At 37.4% G+C, this 17,381-nt stretch carries 22 protein-coding genes; 9 read left to right on the plus strand and 13 right to left on the minus strand.

The window, feature by feature from the left end:
- The first annotated feature begins 252 nt into the window (after positions 1–252).
- The 8 genes from ABIL39_10260 (at position 253) to ABIL39_10295 (ending at position 6,934) form a co-directional block, all read left to right on the plus strand.
- A complete protein-coding gene (locus tag ABIL39_10260; GenBank protein MEO0166503.1) occupies positions 253–450 on the plus strand; it encodes a hypothetical protein in 198 nt (65 codons plus the stop codon).
- Between the two features lie 220 nt (positions 451–670).
- Positions 671–1,768 (plus strand): radical SAM protein, encoded by a 1,098-nt coding sequence (locus ABIL39_10265; GenBank protein MEO0166504.1) that lies wholly within the window; start codon positions 671–673, stop codon positions 1,766–1,768.
- A gap of 16 nt (positions 1,769–1,784) precedes the next feature.
- Positions 1,785–3,329 (plus strand): AAA family ATPase, encoded by a 1,545-nt coding sequence (locus ABIL39_10270; GenBank protein ID MEO0166505.1) that lies wholly within the window; start codon positions 1,785–1,787, stop codon positions 3,327–3,329.
- Between the two features lie 11 nt (positions 3,330–3,340).
- Complete coding sequence (locus ABIL39_10275; protein MEO0166506.1) at positions 3,341–3,796, plus strand: DUF1257 domain-containing protein; 456 nt, start codon at positions 3,341–3,343, stop codon at positions 3,794–3,796.
- Between the two features lie 2 nt (positions 3,797–3,798).
- Positions 3,799–4,584, plus strand: a complete 786-nt coding sequence (locus tag ABIL39_10280) for a tetratricopeptide repeat protein (protein ID MEO0166507.1) — start codon at positions 3,799–3,801, stop codon at positions 4,582–4,584.
- Between the two features lies 1 nt (position 4,585).
- Positions 4,586–4,798 carry a DUF2997 domain-containing protein gene (locus ABIL39_10285; GenBank protein MEO0166508.1) on the plus strand — a complete coding sequence of 71 codons (213 nt, stop codon included), beginning with the start codon at positions 4,586–4,588 and terminating at the stop codon, positions 4,796–4,798.
- 76 nt (positions 4,799–4,874) lie between these two features.
- Positions 4,875–5,870: a signal peptidase I gene (gene lepB / locus ABIL39_10290; protein ID MEO0166509.1), complete on the plus strand. Its 996-nt coding sequence runs from the start codon at positions 4,875–4,877 to the stop codon at positions 5,868–5,870.
- On the plus strand, positions 5,867–6,934 hold the full coding sequence (locus ABIL39_10295) for a PilT/PilU family type 4a pilus ATPase (protein MEO0166510.1): 1,068 nt from the start codon (positions 5,867–5,869) through the stop codon (positions 6,932–6,934). The genes lepB and ABIL39_10295 overlap by 4 nt, the downstream gene beginning before the upstream one ends.
- Before the next feature lie 478 nt (positions 6,935–7,412).
- On the opposite strand, the gene ABIL39_10300 is transcribed toward ABIL39_10295, so the two are convergent.
- The 9 genes from ABIL39_10300 to ABIL39_10340 form a co-directional block, all read right to left on the minus strand.
- Positions 7,413–8,861, minus strand: a complete 1,449-nt coding sequence (locus tag ABIL39_10300) for a hypothetical protein (GenBank protein ID MEO0166511.1) — start codon at positions 8,859–8,861, stop codon at positions 7,413–7,415.
- Positions 8,862–8,899: 38 nt separating this feature from the next.
- The gene (locus tag ABIL39_10305) at positions 8,900–9,184 is read right to left on the minus strand and encodes a winged helix-turn-helix domain-containing protein (protein MEO0166512.1); all 285 of its coding nucleotides are present in this window, start codon (positions 9,182–9,184) and stop codon (positions 8,900–8,902) included.
- 175 nt (positions 9,185–9,359) lie between these two features.
- Positions 9,360–9,920: a phosphoesterase gene (locus ABIL39_10310; protein MEO0166513.1), complete on the minus strand. Its 561-nt coding sequence runs from the start codon at positions 9,918–9,920 to the stop codon at positions 9,360–9,362.
- Complete coding sequence (locus tag ABIL39_10315; GenBank protein ID MEO0166514.1) at positions 9,901–10,395, minus strand: hypothetical protein; 495 nt, start codon at positions 10,393–10,395, stop codon at positions 9,901–9,903. Before ABIL39_10315 ends, ABIL39_10310 begins: the two co-directional genes overlap by 20 nt.
- 40 nt (positions 10,396–10,435) lie before the next feature.
- Positions 10,436–11,260 (minus strand): metallophosphoesterase, encoded by an 825-nt coding sequence (locus ABIL39_10320; GenBank protein MEO0166515.1) that lies wholly within the window; start codon positions 11,258–11,260, stop codon positions 10,436–10,438.
- A 3-nt stretch (positions 11,261–11,263) separates the two neighbouring features.
- Positions 11,264–11,557: a hypothetical protein gene (locus ABIL39_10325; GenBank protein MEO0166516.1), complete on the minus strand. Its 294-nt coding sequence runs from the start codon at positions 11,555–11,557 to the stop codon at positions 11,264–11,266.
- A gap of 146 nt (positions 11,558–11,703) precedes the next feature.
- Positions 11,704–12,186 carry a hypothetical protein gene (locus ABIL39_10330; GenBank protein MEO0166517.1) on the minus strand — a complete coding sequence of 161 codons (483 nt, stop codon included), beginning with the start codon at positions 12,184–12,186 and terminating at the stop codon, positions 11,704–11,706.
- Positions 12,187–12,297: 111 nt separating this feature from the next.
- Positions 12,298–12,666, minus strand: a complete 369-nt coding sequence (locus ABIL39_10335) for a hypothetical protein (protein MEO0166518.1) — start codon at positions 12,664–12,666, stop codon at positions 12,298–12,300.
- A gap of 61 nt (positions 12,667–12,727) precedes the next feature.
- A complete protein-coding gene (locus ABIL39_10340) occupies positions 12,728–13,858 on the minus strand; it encodes a hypothetical protein (protein ID MEO0166519.1) in 1,131 nt (376 codons plus the stop codon).
- A 437-nt stretch (positions 13,859–14,295) separates the two neighbouring features.
- On the opposite strand from ABIL39_10340, the gene ABIL39_10345 reads away from it, so the two are divergent.
- Positions 14,296–14,973, plus strand: a complete 678-nt coding sequence (locus ABIL39_10345; protein ID MEO0166520.1) for a hypothetical protein — start codon at positions 14,296–14,298, stop codon at positions 14,971–14,973.
- 485 nt (positions 14,974–15,458) lie between these two features.
- Here ABIL39_10345 and ABIL39_10350 read toward each other — a convergent pair whose 3' ends face one another.
- The 4 genes from ABIL39_10350 to ABIL39_10365 form a co-directional block, all read right to left on the minus strand.
- Positions 15,459–15,914, minus strand: a complete 456-nt coding sequence (locus ABIL39_10350; protein MEO0166521.1) for a hypothetical protein — start codon at positions 15,912–15,914, stop codon at positions 15,459–15,461.
- A 341-nt stretch (positions 15,915–16,255) separates the two neighbouring features.
- Positions 16,256–16,681: a hypothetical protein gene (locus ABIL39_10355; protein ID MEO0166522.1), complete on the minus strand. Its 426-nt coding sequence runs from the start codon at positions 16,679–16,681 to the stop codon at positions 16,256–16,258.
- Positions 16,682–16,848: 167 nt separating this feature from the next.
- The gene (locus ABIL39_10360) at positions 16,849–17,067 is read right to left on the minus strand and encodes a hypothetical protein (GenBank protein ID MEO0166523.1); all 219 of its coding nucleotides are present in this window, start codon (positions 17,065–17,067) and stop codon (positions 16,849–16,851) included.
- Positions 17,068–17,093: 26 nt separating this feature from the next.
- On the minus strand, positions 17,094–17,381 hold a 288-nt coding region (locus ABIL39_10365; protein MEO0166524.1), incomplete at its 5' end, for an adenylate cyclase.

Consider the following 17,381-nt stretch of genomic DNA (forward strand, 5'->3'; position numbering starts at 1 on the left):
GGAGTAAAGAGCATGATTAATTCAATTCTAAAACTATACTCTTATTCGCCTGAGAATCTAAATTTATTTTGGGTAAGATTTTATTTTGATGAAAGACGGATAGATCATCAGGGGCTTTGCCCCTGAAACCCCAACCTTCGGAATTATTCGAATTCCCATACCTCAAGATGGGGTCAGGCGAATTAAGCGTAAAGATGAGGGTGTATTTTGAGGCTATTGTAAATCTCTAAGATTTTGTTATAATAGAGTAACATGCGGGATAAATACGAAGAGCAGAGGTGGGGAAATCGGGCAAGGGGAATATGGGCAATAATTTTAATATTGATTGCCTTTATCAGTTATATAGAAGTTGGCGATATCAATCCTAAATGGCTATTCATCATTATTGGAATTGTCTGCGCGGCAATTGCAATACTGTTCATCTGGTGGGTGACAAAGAAGGAAAAGTGAAATTGCTAAACTAATCTGTGAGAGGCTGTGCTGCAACTAACATTTAACCAATATTGTCATGCTGAACTTGTTTCAGCATCATGAAAAATCAGCACGTTTTGAAACCCTGAAATAAACCTGTCCTGAGGAAAATCAGGATTTAGGGCGACAGAAAAGGACCTTTTCAGCGACCTCAAAATAAATTGTTGACTTTTGAGAATGTTTATTTATAATTAAATAAATGTATAGAATAATTGAGACCATTGAAAAAGAATATGAAAGTTGTCATATCTGCCCAAGAAATTGCGGTGTGAATAGATTGAAGGGTAAAAGAGGGTTTTGCGGTGTAGACAGGAATTCAAAGGTATTCAATACTGCAGTATTAGTAAATGAAATAGAAGAAATTGCGCCGACCTATGCAATTTATTTTGCGGGATGCAATTTGCGTTGTATATTTTGCTCGGTGGCGGAGGAGAATACACTGATTAGCACAGGAAAAGAAAAAACACAGATGGGCAGGGATTTTGTGGAAGTGAATGATAGATTTATAGAAAAAATAGAAACTGAAATTGAGAAATTAAAACCAAAGACGATAAGTTTTATTGGTGGAGAGCCGAGTGTGCATCTGCTTACAATCTTTGAATTGATTGAAAAATTGAGACCTAAAATTCCGCTGGTATTCTATACGAATTTATACTATAATCCCCGAATTAACCAAATTTTGAGCGAATGGTTTGAATTTATTGTGGCGGATATGCATTTCGGGAATAATACTTGTACGCGGATGAGCACAGAAACAAACAATATGCGAATTTGCGCAGATTATTTTGAAACGACGACGGCGAATATAAAGGCAACGAGGAATAAGGTAATCCTTCGGCATCTCCTTTTACCAGGACATCTGGATTGTTGCTTTAAGAAGATTATTGACTGGATGAGCGTGGACATACCGTATAAATCGCTATGGCTGTTGACCAATTACTTTCCATATTTAAATACACAGATTGACACGGATAAAAAAGAAGACGCTGATGGGCACAGATTAGATAGGCGGATTGCCGCTGCGAGCAAAGGATTAGCACGAATGGTTAGCGCGGATGAAATAGCCAAGGCACTTGACTATGCAAAAAATAAGGGTATAATTATCAAAATTTTGGATCTATTTAAGTTGAGGAGAGAAATGAGTCATTGCCTGGCAGATAATCAGGAGATTGTAATTAATGAGGATGGCATTGTAGCATTTAAATACCTGGATGGAATGGCGGTGGAGATGGCAAGACAAATGGAAGAACATAACACCCCTCACCCTTCCCTCGCCCACAAGGGGCGAGGGTTATGAATTTTTGGAGGATCTTGTGAACAAAAAGGAAGAGCTTGAGATTTTAATTCGGGCGCGATATCCGATAATACTTATTGAAACTTATGAAGAAGCAAGGGCAGAGAATATGATCGCCGAGATTGCCCGGGCACGAGATAAAAAGGTCTATTGTTGGTCAGTTACCCGTGGGCTCTATCCTTTTGGACAGTCCATCCAATCAAAGAAGATTGATACCCAGACCTGCGACCCAATTGTAGCACTCAATAATGTAGTGGAAATGGTTGAGCAGGCAATTTTTGTATTCAAAGATTTGCATCCATTTATGAACGAAGCAAGCGTGGTGCGAAAACTAAGAGAATTGAGTGATTATCTAAAAGGTAGCTTAAAGACATTGATACTCCTATCACCGCGAATGAAGATACCAATGGAACTGGAGAAGGATATAACTGTTCTAAATCTTGACCTACCCGACTTGAAAGAACTGGACGGATTGCTATCCCAGATTATTGAAGAGGTAAATGCCAAAACCGAGCTAAAGATTTCGCTTAATCCGGAACAAAGGGAAAGAATTTTAAAATCAGCACTTGGATTGACATTAAATGAGGCTGAAAATGTCTTCGCCAAAACTCTGGTGATGGGCGGTAGATTAAAAGAGGAAGACATACCCATCATCCTTGCGGAAAAAGAACAGATTATTAAAAAATCAGGGCTACTGGAGTACTTTTCTTCAACTGAGAAATTCAATAATATCGGTGGATTAGAGATATTAAAAGAATGGCTGAGGAAAAGAAGTCTGGCATTTTCAGAGAAGGCAAAAGAGTTCGGGCTCCCGGCACCGAAAGGTGTTTTACTTATCGGTGTTCAAGGGTGTGGTAAGAGTCTATGTGCCAAGGCACTTGCCTCACTCTGGCGCGTGCCACTTTTGAGATTTGACCTGGGCAAAGTCTTTTCAAGTTTGGTTGGTTCATCAGAGGAGAATGTGCGTAAGGCAATCCAGGTCTCGGAATCTGTAGCACCGGCGATATTGTGGATTGATGAGATTGAAAAGGCGTTCGCTGGGACACAGAGTTCTACATTCTCTGATGCCGGAACTACCGCAAGGGTCTTTGGCAGTTTTATCACCTGGTTACAGGAAAAAACCTCACCAGTCTTTGTGATTGCTACCGCAAATAATATTACACAGTTGCCACCTGAACTTTTAAGAAAGGGAAGGTTTGATGAAATTTTCTTTGTAGATTTACCAACTTACCGTGAACGAAAAGAGATATTTGCTATCCATCTTGCAAAAAGGAAGCGCGACCCGAAAAATTTTGATATTGACCATCTCAGTAAAATAACCGAAGGTTTTAGTGGTGCGGAGATTGAGGAAGCAATTGTCTCGGCTTTATTTGATGTTTTCGAGAAAGGAGAGGATTTAACCACCGCAGCGATTGAGAAGGCGATAAAAGAAACCGTGCCATTATCAAAAACGATGTATGAAGAGATTGAAAGTTTAAGGAGATGGGCGGAGACAAGGACGAGAAGGGCATCGCTACCTGAGGAAGAAACTGGAGCAGCAGAAAAGAGAAGACTGGAATTATAATAGGGGGTGATATGTCGATAGTATGTATCATTGTTCCAGTAGTTGTTGGCGGTTGGCCAGTTTTCAGTTCCCTGGCAGCTGCTGCAGCAGCGGGTCTTGGTTTTAAGTTAATGAAAAAGACTGAGGTCAAAAGAGTAGAAAAGAAGACTATAAACGAGATTGAACTTGCTGATGAAAAGAGCGAAGTCATTGAAGAATCTTTGAAACCCGAAGAAGAACTTGTTTTTACAAGAGAAGGGATTACAGTTACCTTTAAAAAAGATGTAAGGGGAAAGTTTACAATCTGTGTTAGCGGTGAGAATAAGACCAATGAGGAATTAAACAAGGTAGGCAGGCTGTTTTTAAATAAGATCAAACAGCAATATGCCTATCAAAAGGTTAAACAGGAGTTAACAAAAAAGGGTTATACGCTCGTGCAGGAGACTGCTGAAGGAGGCAGGATTAAGTTGCTGCTGAGAAGATTTTAAATATGGGAAGATTTGAAAATCTTGAAATCTCTATAAAACAGAAACCCGAACCAGCAGATATCAAAAAAGGATTTGATGATGCATATTATCTGAAATTAGCACAGGATGCCCAGTTAAATGGTGATTTTGAGGCAGCATTGAGATATTATTCAAGGGCGTTGAGTTATAAAATTGATATCCCTGAAGCCTGGAGCGGTCAGGTTCTTTGCTTGATTGACTTAGGTGAATTTGATGAGGCAATAGTATGGGCTGATAAGGCGTGCGAGGTAATCGGGATAAACGCGGAATTGCTCGCCTTAAAAGCGATGGCACTCGGAAGAAAAGGAGAGATTGAAAGGGCGCTCGGCTATTCTGAACAGGCTATGAAGAAAGGGTCTAACTCTCTACTATTCTGGTTATCACGGGGTGATATTGTAATAGCACGGGATTTCAAAAATGCTGAATTTTGTTTTAAGAAAGCCCTGGAATGCGATAACAGGAATCCATTTACTCATATCCGCATCGGAATAAGTTATCTCTCGGTAAATGAACCGGCACCCGCATTAAAACATTTTAAGAGTGCATTAGAACTCTGCCCGAAGAGTCCATTTATATATTTTTTGATTGGCAAGTCTTATCAAATGATGGGATTACTTAAGAACGCGAAGGAATACTATGAAAGGGCATTAAAAATAAAACCGGATTATCCTGATTGTATTGAAGCCTATAAAGGGATTGTGGGCCAAAATATTTTCTCAAAAATTTATTACTGGATAAAGAGGAATTTTTTTATGCCAGAGGGGGATTAGTATGTCAAAAACAGAACTTGAAATAATAATTGATGAGAATGGAGAAGTTCATCTTGACATTAAAGGTGTAAAAGGAAAAAAATGTGTAGAAATTGCTGAGATTGTAAAAGGGATAATTGGTGAAATGAAAAGTAAGAAACACAAGCCTGAGTTCTATGAGGCCGATGTGCACATATCTTCGAAGATTGATGCAAAAAAACAGCATACTGATTAGCACCGATGAAAAGCTCACAGATTGGCGCAGACAAAATCCGTGTCAAAGTCCGCGATTATCCATGTAAGGCGAAGCCATGAAGTGTCCTAAGTGTGGCTGGGGAAATTTACCAGGTGCGAAAGAATGTTTGCAGTGTGGTTCGACATTAGATGCACTAACAGAAATAGAAGTATATCCCCCCAGATCAAAGAAGAAGTCTAAAGTCAAAAGAGAAAAATTTGCAAAACGAACAACCGGTACCGAGCAGCCAATTGCCGATTCATTAAGTTTTCTTCTCAGGTATACCAGAAAATCAGTTAAATTTGTTTCAAAAGTGGCCCCCGTCTATTCAAAAATCCTGCTCGTTTTAATCGCTGGCTTTATCCCTGGATTTATTCAGATACTACAAAAAAGGTATAACAACGGTCTATTGTTTATATCTACAGCGTTATTGCTTTTCGTGCTATTTTTTGTTTTTATTACCAACATCGCATCCAATTTTTTTCTCTATTTACTTATAGCATTAATACTATATTCATCTTACGATGCAGTAATTCATTACTACAAAATAAAAAATTACATATTAACTCCTATTGTACGAGTCGGAATAATTCTAAGTTCAGTTTCTATAGGTTTTTTGCTTTATTCTATATTTTTGATTATGTTTAATATCTTTTATCTCCGCGTCACAATACCAACAGAAAGTCTCGCACCAACTTTTATGAAAGGAGATGAAATTTTAATTAACCGAAGGGCTTATCAGAATAAGTTGCCGCAGAGAGGAGATATCGTAGCTGCAAAACATGAATACATAACTACTATCGAACGGATTATCGGAATCCCCGGTGATGAGATTTCAATCATACAAGGGAAAATTTTTGTAAACGGCAATGAAATTTCTAATACAGCAGGTCCTCTTGCTCAGGTACGAAATATTACTGCTTCTATTTCCCTTCCTGACAGCTCTTATTTTCTCTTCGCATATTTCCTCTATAATTCAGGCGCTCAGTTGGTGAAATTCCATTTGCGTGATATCTTAGGCAAGGCAGTTGTAATCATCAATCCACCAGAAAGGAGAGGTTTTATCCAATGAACCAATTCTACAATCTTTTGAAGACCGCTCGTGAGGCGAATGCCTCGGATTTGCACCTGGTCACGGGTACACCTCCCTTTATGAGGGTTAACGGTGAAATCATCATTATGAATTACGAAACCCTCACACCAGGAAAGATTAGAGCTATGCTTATGGAAGTAATTCGCGAAGACCAGCTAAAGAGGTTTGAAGTTGAAAGGGAATTATGTCTTGCCTTTTCTTTGCCTGATATTGGATATTTCAGGGTCAGCCTTTACTATCATCGGGGTAATATGGAAGCAGCGATAAGATTGGGCATATTTGAAATCAAGAGTTTTGAAGAACTTGGTTTGCCACCGATTCTCGTTGAATTAAGCAGGAAAGTCAGTGGTCTACTACTTATAACTGGGGCAACCGGTATGGGTAAAACCACTACATTCAATGCAATTATTGATTTTATTAACCGTGAGCGCCGCTGTAAAATTATTACAATTGAAGACCCGGTGGAGTATATACACACGCCGATAAAGAGTATCATTGTTCAGCAGGAGGCATACACGGATGCAAAATCATTCTCCCGGGCACTTGTTCATATTTTGAGGCAGAATCCAGACATTATCGGCGTTGGGGAAATGAGAGACCTTGAAACGATTTCAACTACTTTAACTGCGGCCGAGACCGGTCATCTTGTTATCGCTACACTGCACACGATTGATGCCGCATCAAGTGTTGATAGAATAATAGATGTATTTCCACCCCATCAACAGGAACAAATTCGTTTTCAGCTTGCTTCGGTACTCCTGGCGGTAATATGTCAGAGGTTGTTACCGAGGGCGGACAAAAAGGGTCGAGTTCTTGCCACAGAAGTTCTGATTGCCAATGATGCAGTGAGGAATGTTATAAAAGAGAAAAAGACAAATCAGATAGATAATATTATTCGAACCAACGCTGCCCAGCATATGCAGAGTATGGATGAAGTGATAAAAGATTTATATATGCGTGGGCTTATAACATATGATGTTGCAGTTTCTGCGGCTAAGAATCCAAGAATATTTGATAGATTAGTTGGGGGTATAGGAAAATAATTTGACAAGGTCAATATGAAACCTACTCCGTCCAGATTTGTGCCATTTTTGTGCCAAAATGTATGGGTGCAAAGGGGACTTTTCCCCTTTTCTCCAAAAAGTTTTGGAAAAATCAAATACTTTTTGGAGACCGCGAATCCCCTGCCACCGACGGTATCTAATGCTATTTTCGTAAACCAGCCACCGTGGTCGCTCTTTAATTCAACCAGTTTTGCAAAATATTGTTATACCTATCGGTAGCACTAAATAATAGACAGAATTCCCAAAAATGGACAGAATTGCGCAAATCAAGGACTTGCATATGTTTCTGCGATTTCTAACGAAATTTCAGAAGTTTTGAAAAAAGGTTAATTCGGTTTCGTAAACCGCAGGTCAGCAGTTCGAATCTGCTCGCTGGCTATGATTTTTCATAAGATTGTAACAGCAACACTGGGTCTGACGGGCTTGAATATTTGTTTGTCATGACAGTTTTATCTTTTCACCAACCTGTGGCAAAAAGTTTTCTGGCGGCATTTAGTCCACATTTCTGATATCTATTATATTCTTTTGCAGCACGACTCTTAATCTCTTCTCCACTTCCTAATTCTACCCAGCCATCAATTGCAGAGTTTAAGGTATAGGCTTCAGGGGCAAGCAAATTGGTTGTCCATAACAAAGGATAACCACCAAGTGAATCTAAAATATTATAAAAACTATTCTTACTCAGGCAGGCAAGAATTATAACATCCTTTGGTTTATTATTTCCAGACGGCTTGGGTAGGCTATCAAGTGTAAAATCTAATAATCCATTATGCCCAACATAACAGACCAATTGTGGCACCACCCCATTTTTGAAGTCCAAATTCACTTCATTCACGGGCAATCCAATTTCTGTTCGTAAAATTGTATCCTTCGCAACTACATTGAGAAAGTCAAAGATTGCCTCTTTGATCGCGCCTCCTCTGTAGGCATCAGCAATCATATAAACATTCTTATCTTTTCTTTTAAATATACACCGCTCAAGAATATTCTCACTGACATTCTCAACATTCACTACCATTCGCCATTCTTTGCTTTTCTTAAAATATGTCTTTAATCCACCATCCGCACCCCAGTATAAATTATTTTTAGGGTCATCACCATTGCCAAATCTTTGTGGAACCGGTATAATACCCTGATGTTTATTATCGCATAGTGTCACAATTGCATAAATTACAACAGCCTTGTTATCCGCCATTAATTTTTGCAAGTTTTTGACTATTTCTTCACGCGATTCAATTCTATTGCCCGCTCCCCTTGAGGGCTTTATCTGAAATTCCCTCCCTTGATGGGAGGGATTAAGGGAGGGTGAATTATCTGAATTTTCAGGAGACGAACGAGACGATTGGTATTCAATTATAGTATCAAATCGCGTTACAAAAATCGCATCAAAATAAATATCTTCCAGAGGCTCAATGACTACCTTATCCCCGGGCCTTGCATTCAAACACAGCGCAACCCCACATGAATCAAAACCTGCAAATATCCCCATATGCCATACCCAGTAAGGAATGCTATCTATATTAACAAGCGGAACATCGGTATCATAAATTTTTTCTGTAACCAAAAAATATATTATATCACCCTTTCTTAACTTTGTATGTTCAAAGTCCCCCTTCAATACACCATCCAGACCTTCAACAGGTCTTCCTAATTTGCCACTTTTAACCAATTTAGATGGATAAACACTCAATTTTTTCCAATCTTTACCAGTAACATCTTTATATGCCAGAAATATCAATCCCATACAATCCAACTTCTCCTTAGACCTTCCTTCCCAGACAAATGGCACACCAAGGTATTCCTTCGCCGCCTCAAAAAACTTATCGCCAATTGTTTCATTGAGTGAATCAACATCCACTTGAGCAATGAGCAAGGTGCAGATACCAATTACCAACACTAAAAGCATCTGTGCATAAATGCGAATTTGTGAAATAGTAAAAATAATTAACCCCCGGCTTTCTTTTTCTTAATCAATGCAATCAGTGCAGCATTATATGGTCTATTTTTATCTCTGTTTAATGAATAGTAGACCTGGACATTTATCCGTTCACCTTTAATCAAATCCTCTCGTTCAAGAATTTTCAAGTTTCTACACGCCGTTACCCGAGGAATATTTAATATCTCAGAAAAATCATCCGCAGTCAATGCCTTCTTATCTAATAAGATTTCAATCATCCTAAGTCTGGTCTTATTGGCCAATCCCTTAAATAATTTTAGTAAAAAATTCATTTCTCACCTAACCTTTAAATACCTGTCCACAAATGCGAATTTGTGAAGTATCTTTTTAAGACGCATTTGAAAAAATAATTGTCATGCTAAATTATACTTATTATTGTTATTAAATCAAGAAAATAAATCATCTGAGCAAAAATGCGAATTGGTGGAATGATTTGATTACGAATTATTATTTTCTCACGAGATCAAAGTTATCGGGTTTGGTTTTCATTATACTACAAACTTCAGAAAAAGAGATGGGTCTGAAATTCCAGCAATCTACACCAACATCAAACGATTTACCCCATCCTTCAAGTTGGCCATGGCTGTGACCATATAAATGCCAAGAGCCATAATGAGATTTTGGCCAGACCCGCATTGCATAATGACACAAGACTATTTCTTGGTTTTCAACCAAAATTGTGATTATCCTATCTTGAAAGATATGAAATCGTTTTGCATCCTCCCTAAGAATTGATGGGTTAAAATTTTCTAATTTATCGTGTGAACCCTTGATTAAAAAGATATTACCTTTGAGTCTTTTGATAATTTCTACAATTCTTTCACATTGCCTCCCCGCATGTCCAAAAACAAAATCACCGATAATATAGACCTGGTCAACTGGACGGACAACCCTATTCCAATTCTCAATCATTTTCTCATTCATTTCATCAACATCCTTAAATGGCCGTTTGCAGTATTTGATAATATTTGTATGATAAAAATGCGTATCAGCAGTAAAATAAATCATTTCTTCTCCTCGGTGATTTATTTCTCTTTCTGCACCATTTAAAATCCACATACCATTTGCCTTTTGCACGATTGACAATGGTCAGCTTAAATGGTGGATGCTTAAGGTTTTTGGATAGATTTTCGAAATATTCTAAAACCAACCTGTAGGCAGCTTTTTCTGATTTATCCTGATTTTTTTCGTAATACGCAATAATATGGCCGAGTTCGTGGGCAATATGAGAACCGGTCATTATGTTAGCGATTAAAGAATTTCCGCCAAAATCCTTTGGCAAATGTCGCTTTATTCTTACGATTTTAGGATAATCTTCTCCAAGTGCACAACAACCACCCCAAGAAAGGCCTCTGTCAAGCACAAATTCAGTCTTATCCGTAATATAGCGTTGGTAATATTTGTAAATACCAGAAAGCACTAAAATTCTCTTAAGACTTTTTGTTATCTTCTTGGTGCAGTGTGAATCGCTTAAATGCTCCATACTCAGAATAATTTACTATTCAATTGTCCAAAGAATAAATTCACTGGCGAAATAAATCTATTTTATTTTTTGATGTATCAATCAGCACGTAAGTTAATATTCCACTCTGTCCGGGCTGAATACAAATCGTATCCCCGATATTCGCTTTCCAAACACCAGAAATCTCAGGCGATTCGTGAATGTGTCCATGTAGAGACATCCTTGGCTGGTTTTTCAGCAAAAAATTATAGACCGCCTTAGAACCAACCTTGTTGCCATTTTGACAGACATCTAAACCAAGATTGGAAGGCGGCATATGAATAACATAAATTGTATTTCCTTTGTTTTTTGGCTTAGGCAATTTGCTCAATTCATCATCTAAGGTTGGCAAGGTATTGATATACGATTTCCAGTCTTTTATCTCTTCAAAACCATTATCCAGCGAAACGAGTGCAGTACCATACTGAATACCTATTTGATATTCATCTGTGTCTTTTCGACATCGGTCCTTAAGCCGGAAAGGATTATCCACAATAAAGTTCATCCCGATAAACTCATACCCTTCAATTTTTACTTTTCGTTGAGCAATATTCTTCACAAATTCAAATTTTTTACAAATCTCATCAAATCGCTTATCATAAATTCTCAAATCATCGTTACCTAAAAGACAAAGGTAATAGATTCTCTCCTTCTCAAATTTTTCAAAATATCCTTCAAGGTATTTGAGGAATTTTTCCTGCAATTTGAATATTGTATATTCATCTGTCTTAGGCATCATATCACCACCATTTATCACTATTTTAACATTATTCTTTATTGCCTCATTAAAATTAAGTTCAAATTGCTCTTTATTCCCATGGAGGTCGGTTGTGTAAAGAATTTTCATTCACTAAAGATATTTATCAATAATTCTGCCGATAAACTTTATAGCCATATTATCTCTAACTTTATTATCTATTCCAGCAAGTATCCTGATTTTTTCAATCAACTTATCAATACACCAACCAGGCAGAAAGCCAATAACCCCAACGAGCACAAATAGCATATACCCGGTTTCTATCGGTGCCAGAGTAAAACTACTATGACTGATAATGAACTCAATTAAAATGTATGAAGAGAGCCCAATTAAAAGAATGGTAAGGATAATAACATCAACTATATTTACAATTCCACATTGCTTCATATCAAAATTTTATTGAAATTATTTAAAAAATCAAGGTGCAGCAGAGGCTACGCCAATGTTTGATAAATCAAACCGCTACATAGTAATGAATTTTTGACTGGCGACACAATCTCTCACCTATCTTAATGGAAATTACTTACAAAAATTTATCTGTATATCGTGCCGTTTAGCCTGATATGGTCCCACTCATTAGAGATTGGTTCCCCTTCGTAATAAAATTCTATACCATCTATCCATTCGCCTTGATAATCTGGCTGGAGGAAGGTCTTAACCAAAGTAATTGTAGTAGATAGACCACCACTTGAACCCTGAAAGAATCCCCCTCGCCAAGTAAAGGCATGAGAATAATCAGGCTCTTTTAAATCAACAATTGCAATCTTTTTTCCTTTTCTATTTTCGACTCTCAAAAAATTGATTGGGTGGCGTTGAAATTCAAATCTTGAAAGTCTATCGGTTATGATCCTCAATTTTGTCTCTAAAGGGAGATGTTTTGGAATTTTAATATAGAAATCTATCTCGACACTATCATTTATAGGATTATAACTGTACACTTTGAAGAAATCTACCTCGTATTCTTTTTGCAACTTTAGTTTAAGGTTGTTCATCTCTTTCTGATACACCATTTCCATTCTTTTTATGACACTCCTGTGCCATAGATAGAATAGACCTCCTAAAACAAATAATTATTATTACTCCTACTATTTTCTTCGCCATTGTTCATCATCCCATTTTTCTCTTCCCTACTTTCTATCTTTCTCTACCTCTCCTTCCTCGACAAAAACAATCTCCTGCAGAGAACCGATCTCAAAGGCAGTCTTGATTTTACCTTTTATCGTGACCTTTGCACCAACTGATGGCAAAGCCCGTTTTGTAATCACCTTGATTTCGCCAGTGTTATCTTTGACCGTATAATATTTTAATGCCAGAATCGCCATTCTGCCAGTAACCTCGCCTTTAATAGAAATAACTTTATTCTCATAATCCCCTGGTTTTTCAAGTATTTTGCCAATTGGGATGCTGGCAGTCTTAAAACCAAAATACCAGGCAACAAATCCAACCAATAAAACAATAATAACACTACCGGCAAAAAAGGTTATTCTACTTTTCATATTTCTCCCTTTAATATTTCACTTGTGCGAATTTTTGCACAAGTCCTTAGAACAAATTTCTCTACTCATAATATTTTTCTTGCCAGTCAAGATTGGTTATTGGAATTGAACCATGACCATAGCATAAGAAGATTGCACCAGTCAAATAGGGAACAATTCTCCTACCCATCCCATAAGGGTAATTCTCACCAACAGCAAAAGGAATCTTTCGCGAAACCACTGTCTCACGGGCAGGGGTTATGGTAACTTCATCATAGGGTGGAGAGTATGGATCAGGTGAGTATCTTAGTCTTCCGGGATTAAGTTTTTCATACATTCCAAGTTTTATATTCCCTTCAACATCCCTACCTTCATAATCAGCAACAAACATCGGCCTTTCTCTATTGGAACCTTTGATACAAAAATCTCCCGAAGGATAAATAGTCTTTGTCCCTTTAAGACTTCTAAATGATATATCAACGATCAAATAATATCTTCTTGTCTCTTTGCCCGGTGGGTCTTGTGGAGGTATAGGGTCAATTAAAGAATCAAGATAAACTTTATTTATCCTCACTGCAATATCATCCAATTTCTTCCATCTTTTGAACTCTGCAGGTGCCCAGTAATTCCAGTCAATTTCATCTTCGAGATTCTCTTCCTCAGGTTCATTCTCTGGTTCATAACCAAGTTCAATAAATGCACTTGCTTTTCCGCCGATTGTCCCTTCTAAGTCAAGGCGATATATTCCGCTTGAACCTGCAGGGAAAGGTAACTTTCTGCGCGCAGAAGTATATTTGGTTACGCTTGCTTCATAAGATTTATCTCTATTTAAGATTTTCCAAATTATTTCATAATCATAGGCCCCTTCAATAAAACAAGTAGCACCGCTGGTAGAATATAAGGAAACACCGGTCAAAAAATCAAATATTTGCGGTTCACTGGATGTCCCCCTGACTGAGAGGTCAACAACAACATAACTGTGTTTGCGATTCTTTCCCTCACGCCTTAAAAATTCCTCATCTGATAAATCCTCACCACTTACTTCACGCCAGATCTCATTATCTTTTATAGTAAAGAGGGAAAAATCATTGACCTTGAATTCAAAATCCCCGCATCGTACCCATTCGCCAATACGGTAAATTTCGGGTTCGTTATTTTCTTGAGCAAATAGAATTAGGAAAAGCAGAATTATTCCAACCCGCAATACTTTCATAGTATTAATATAAATATACACAACATATGCTTTTTGTCAATTATGTAACGCAAACGTGTTAGGTCAAAATTAAAATTGGACTTTTTCGAGGGTAAGGTCAAATTTAAAAGTAGACTGGGTTATTTTTTAAGATAATATACCTTACCCCGAAACGACAATTACTAATTTCAATTATGTCTATCTCACTGATTGCATAAATAAACAAATCAAGCAACCAATCTCAGTCCAAACCGTTCGCAACCGAGCCAAAGAATGGGGCTATTATATCCCAACTCGAAAAAAAGAAAAAAATCAACCCGCTATGTCCTCACCAATGCCCAGGGATGCTTATTCAACACGATTCTTCACACCATAAGTGGTCGCCGTATGTCAAGGAAAAATGGAGCCTAATTACTACTCTGGACGATTATAGCCGCTTGCTCCTCTATGCTGATTTTGTGGAGCATGAAACAACCTGGGCACACATCAAGGCATTAGAATCAGTGGTACGGAATTATGGGGTGGCAGTACTTTGTTATGAGGATAGCCACCGCATTTTTCGGTTTGTTGGACATGGTGAAAGTTCCTGGCAGCACCAGTGGATAAAGACTGATGAGGCATTAACCCAGTGGAGGTGGGTGGCAGAAAAATGCGGAATCAAGGTGATTTATGCACTTTCGGCTCGTGCCAAAGGAAAAATTGAACGTCCTTACCGGTGGCTTCAAGACCGGATTGTCCGACGTTTTGCCCGGGAGCATGTGGATAACATTGAACGAACAAGGATTATTTTACAGAATGAGACCCGGCGCTATAATGAGCATCAGGTCCATAGTACTACAGGTGAAATACCCCAAATCAGGTTTAAAAATGCACTCAAGGAAGGGCGTAATAGCTTCAAACCATTTCAATTATTACCGCCGTATCAATCAATTAAAGATATCTTCTGCTTACACACATTCCGAAAGGTTGATAACTGCAATCAGATTTGGTGGGCAAAACAAAAGATTAAACTGCCGATTGCTGCACCCTCAGGGACAGAGATTGAACTACACATCATACCTGACGAAGAACATACCGAAGTACGCCTTTGGTATCAAGACCGTGTAATCCAGGTTGTACATTTAAAGATTATCTAAAGAAACTGGGTGCCAGATTAAAAAATCTATCATTCTCGGCACCCAGTTTTTCCTTTCATCATAAAACCGGTTATCTCCCAATCTACAAAATCTTTTTAGTCTAATTTTAATTTTGATCTAAACTAATTAAGTCAAATGCTGAACGGTATCTCGAGGAAGCAAAGAAATAAAAAAAGTATGCACATAGGAATTATTACTTTGTCTTAATGCCTTTACTAATATCAACCAATATTGGTTCTTCAATGGTATACCGAAAAGTGTGTTTAATGAGTTTCCTGAAGAAAAAGGGGATGAAAAAAATCCGGTTGAGCCGCATTTTGAGTAGACTCAGAATAGGCCGGGATATGTGTAGTTAGATTAGGAAGAGATATAATCGCCCAAGGAGTAAGAATAAATCAATCAATTCTAAAATTATCCTCCTATCCTCCTGAGAATCTTAATTTAATTTGGACAGGATTTCATTATGATGAGAGAATTATAAATTGTTAAGGACCTGCTGCGAGTAATTTCAAAAACTGCCTACCATCCCAGTAGTATTCAACGGCTGAAGAATAATTATAAATAACGCCAAAACACGGTCTTAATGACCCGGGATTGGATGGCCAATAAGGCTTCCAATCCCACTCGATAGCGCCATATACCCCAGACCTATCTAACCAGAAATTGTCAATAAATTCTTTTTTAATTTCATAAAGTGGCAACCCGTATTTTGTATATAATTTTTCAAGAAGTACCGAATTATTCAAAACAATTAGAACAAACGCTTCTCTCTTTTTTTCGTGAAAACAAGAAAGAGCAATATCTAAAATTCCATTTCGGTCAAAGTCTTTTATTACATATAATGTCCATTTCACATAGTTGGGGTCGATTTCATCCTTTCTAACGATACGTAGGTTATAGGCCTTCAAAGCTTCTTCAATTCTTAAAGTTCCTTGGGGCATACTTTTTGCTATTTTATTTAGTATGTGGACGTCGGATTGCACAAGTTTTCTTTTCTGAAAAAAAAGGTTAAGACGAGCAATTTCAAAGGGCAAAATTGTTTGCTCAAAAAATAGAATATAAAAAAATCCTATTAACACCGCGATCATGAGAAAAGAAATAAAGATTTTGAAATTTTTCATCTTAGTATGACCTTAGGTATTTTCAATTTCAACCACCACCCCATTCAACTCGCCTAATCTTTCGATTTCAATTATCGCTTCTTCACTTACACTTTTTGCAAGATATGCGGGAATGATTATCCGTTTCATTCCCGAATCAATCCGCCTTTGAACATAATCTCTCAAAACTCTATATCCTCAAACTTTCTTTTGAGAAATCTTTTATAATATTCCTCAACTATCAAAACTTCAATGCAACTTTCTTCATACAAAGTTTTAATCGGAACCATTTTTCCCTTGCATTTAATAAGTCCTTCAGGATTTCGCTTTACCTCCTTGTTTAAAAAATAGAATTTACCCCATTTCGTCGAACCAGTAAAGAAATAAATTGTTTCCTCATTGCTTAATTTAGGAAAATTCATAATGGACCCCTTGCCAAAGAGGGAATCCTCTAACCAACATTTTATTCCATAACTTATTCTGTCGTATTCTTTCTTAATCTCCTCGTCACTCATTGCCCTTATTCTTTTACGCAATTCAATGGGTATTTCAGCCCGCTGGGCTTTATGTTCTTGCTCTACTCTATATTCCTCATACATATCACTCATTTTTGCTCCATCTCATATAAAAACTTTATTTTGATTTACCATTTGTTTAATACGCATTTTAAGTATTCTTACCACCGCAAATTAACGAAACCTTTCACTGTCCCACAATATCTAAAACATTTCTGTAAATTATAATCGCTTTTTTCTAATTTTCGTTCTCCCAAATATCAAGAATCCTTATATACAATCGGAAACAATTCCCTTGCAACCATCTTCTTTTGCTCGTAGGTTAGAAGCTCACAATCAAGAATTGGTGAAATAAACTTCCAGAAGCCCGCAGAATGGAGGAGTGCTATATTAGATTCTTTATTCAGCAGTTCAGTCTTAATCTTTTCTATACCCTTTCTTACATCTTCATTGGAATAAAATGGTATCTCATCACCCATATAACCTCCTGTCTACTTATATTCTATCAAGGTTTACCATAAATTGCAAGATTTTTGTTTTTATATCGCTTGTCATAGGTAACCTCCTTGCCGAACCATTCGGGTGGCTTAAATTTCTTTGCCTCTTTGACTGATTTAAATTCAACCTCAGCAATTTTTAATCCCTTTAATTTACCTTTGTAAATATCTAAATATATTATTTTGTTATCTGATTTAATTTTGTATCTAATTTTTTCTATTCTGCGACCTTTAGTGATGGGCCATAAAACTCTTAATTGCTTTTGAGATAACTGTATTTCTCTCTCATCTCTGAT

This window comes from candidate division WOR-3 bacterium (assembly GCA_039802205.1).
Taxonomy (GTDB): Bacteria; Hydrothermota; Tepidihabitantia; order SM23-42; family JAOAFX01; genus JAOAFX01.

Bases quoted from the DNA above. Each gene is read 5' to 3' on its own strand.
- ABIL39_10295 (MEO0166510.1), top strand. From the start codon at position 5,867: ATGAACCAATTCTACAATCTTTTGAAGACCGCTCGTGAGGCGAATGCC.
- lepB (MEO0166509.1), top strand. From the start codon at position 4,875: ATGAAGTGTCCTAAGTGTGGCTGGGGAAATTTACCAGGTGCGAAAGAA.
- ABIL39_10300 (MEO0166511.1), bottom strand. From the start codon at position 8,861: ATGCTTTTAGTGTTGGTAATTGGTATCTGCACCTTGCTCATTGCTCAA.
- ABIL39_10280 (MEO0166507.1), top strand. From the start codon at position 3,799: ATGGGAAGATTTGAAAATCTTGAAATCTCTATAAAACAGAAACCCGAA.
- ABIL39_10305 (MEO0166512.1), bottom strand. From the start codon at position 9,184: ATGAATTTTTTACTAAAATTATTTAAGGGATTGGCCAATAAGACCAGA.
- ABIL39_10360 (MEO0166523.1), bottom strand. From the start codon at position 17,067: ATGGGTGATGAGATACCATTTTATTCCAATGAAGATGTAAGAAAGGGT.
- ABIL39_10355 (MEO0166522.1), bottom strand. From the start codon at position 16,681: ATGAGTGATATGTATGAGGAATATAGAGTAGAGCAAGAACATAAAGCC.
- ABIL39_10340 (MEO0166519.1), bottom strand. From the start codon at position 13,858: ATGAAAGTATTGCGGGTTGGAATAATTCTGCTTTTCCTAATTCTATTT.
- ABIL39_10335 (MEO0166518.1), bottom strand. From the start codon at position 12,666: ATGAAAAGTAGAATAACCTTTTTTGCCGGTAGTGTTATTATTGTTTTA.
- ABIL39_10275 (MEO0166506.1), top strand. From the start codon at position 3,341: ATGTCGATAGTATGTATCATTGTTCCAGTAGTTGTTGGCGGTTGGCCA.
- ABIL39_10310 (MEO0166513.1), bottom strand. From the start codon at position 9,920: ATGATTTATTTTACTGCTGATACGCATTTTTATCATACAAATATTATC.
- ABIL39_10285 (MEO0166508.1), top strand. From the start codon at position 4,586: ATGTCAAAAACAGAACTTGAAATAATAATTGATGAGAATGGAGAAGTT.
- ABIL39_10260 (MEO0166503.1), top strand. From the start codon at position 253: ATGCGGGATAAATACGAAGAGCAGAGGTGGGGAAATCGGGCAAGGGGA.
- ABIL39_10325 (MEO0166516.1), bottom strand. From the start codon at position 11,557: ATGAAGCAATGTGGAATTGTAAATATAGTTGATGTTATTATCCTTACC.
- ABIL39_10320 (MEO0166515.1), bottom strand. From the start codon at position 11,260: ATGAAAATTCTTTACACAACCGACCTCCATGGGAATAAAGAGCAATTT.
- ABIL39_10265 (MEO0166504.1), top strand. From the start codon at position 671: ATGTATAGAATAATTGAGACCATTGAAAAAGAATATGAAAGTTGTCAT.
- ABIL39_10315 (MEO0166514.1), bottom strand. From the start codon at position 10,395: ATGGAGCATTTAAGCGATTCACACTGCACCAAGAAGATAACAAAAAGT.
- ABIL39_10350 (MEO0166521.1), bottom strand. From the start codon at position 15,914: ATGCCCCAAGGAACTTTAAGAATTGAAGAAGCTTTGAAGGCCTATAAC.
- ABIL39_10330 (MEO0166517.1), bottom strand. From the start codon at position 12,186: ATGGAAATGGTGTATCAGAAAGAGATGAACAACCTTAAACTAAAGTTG.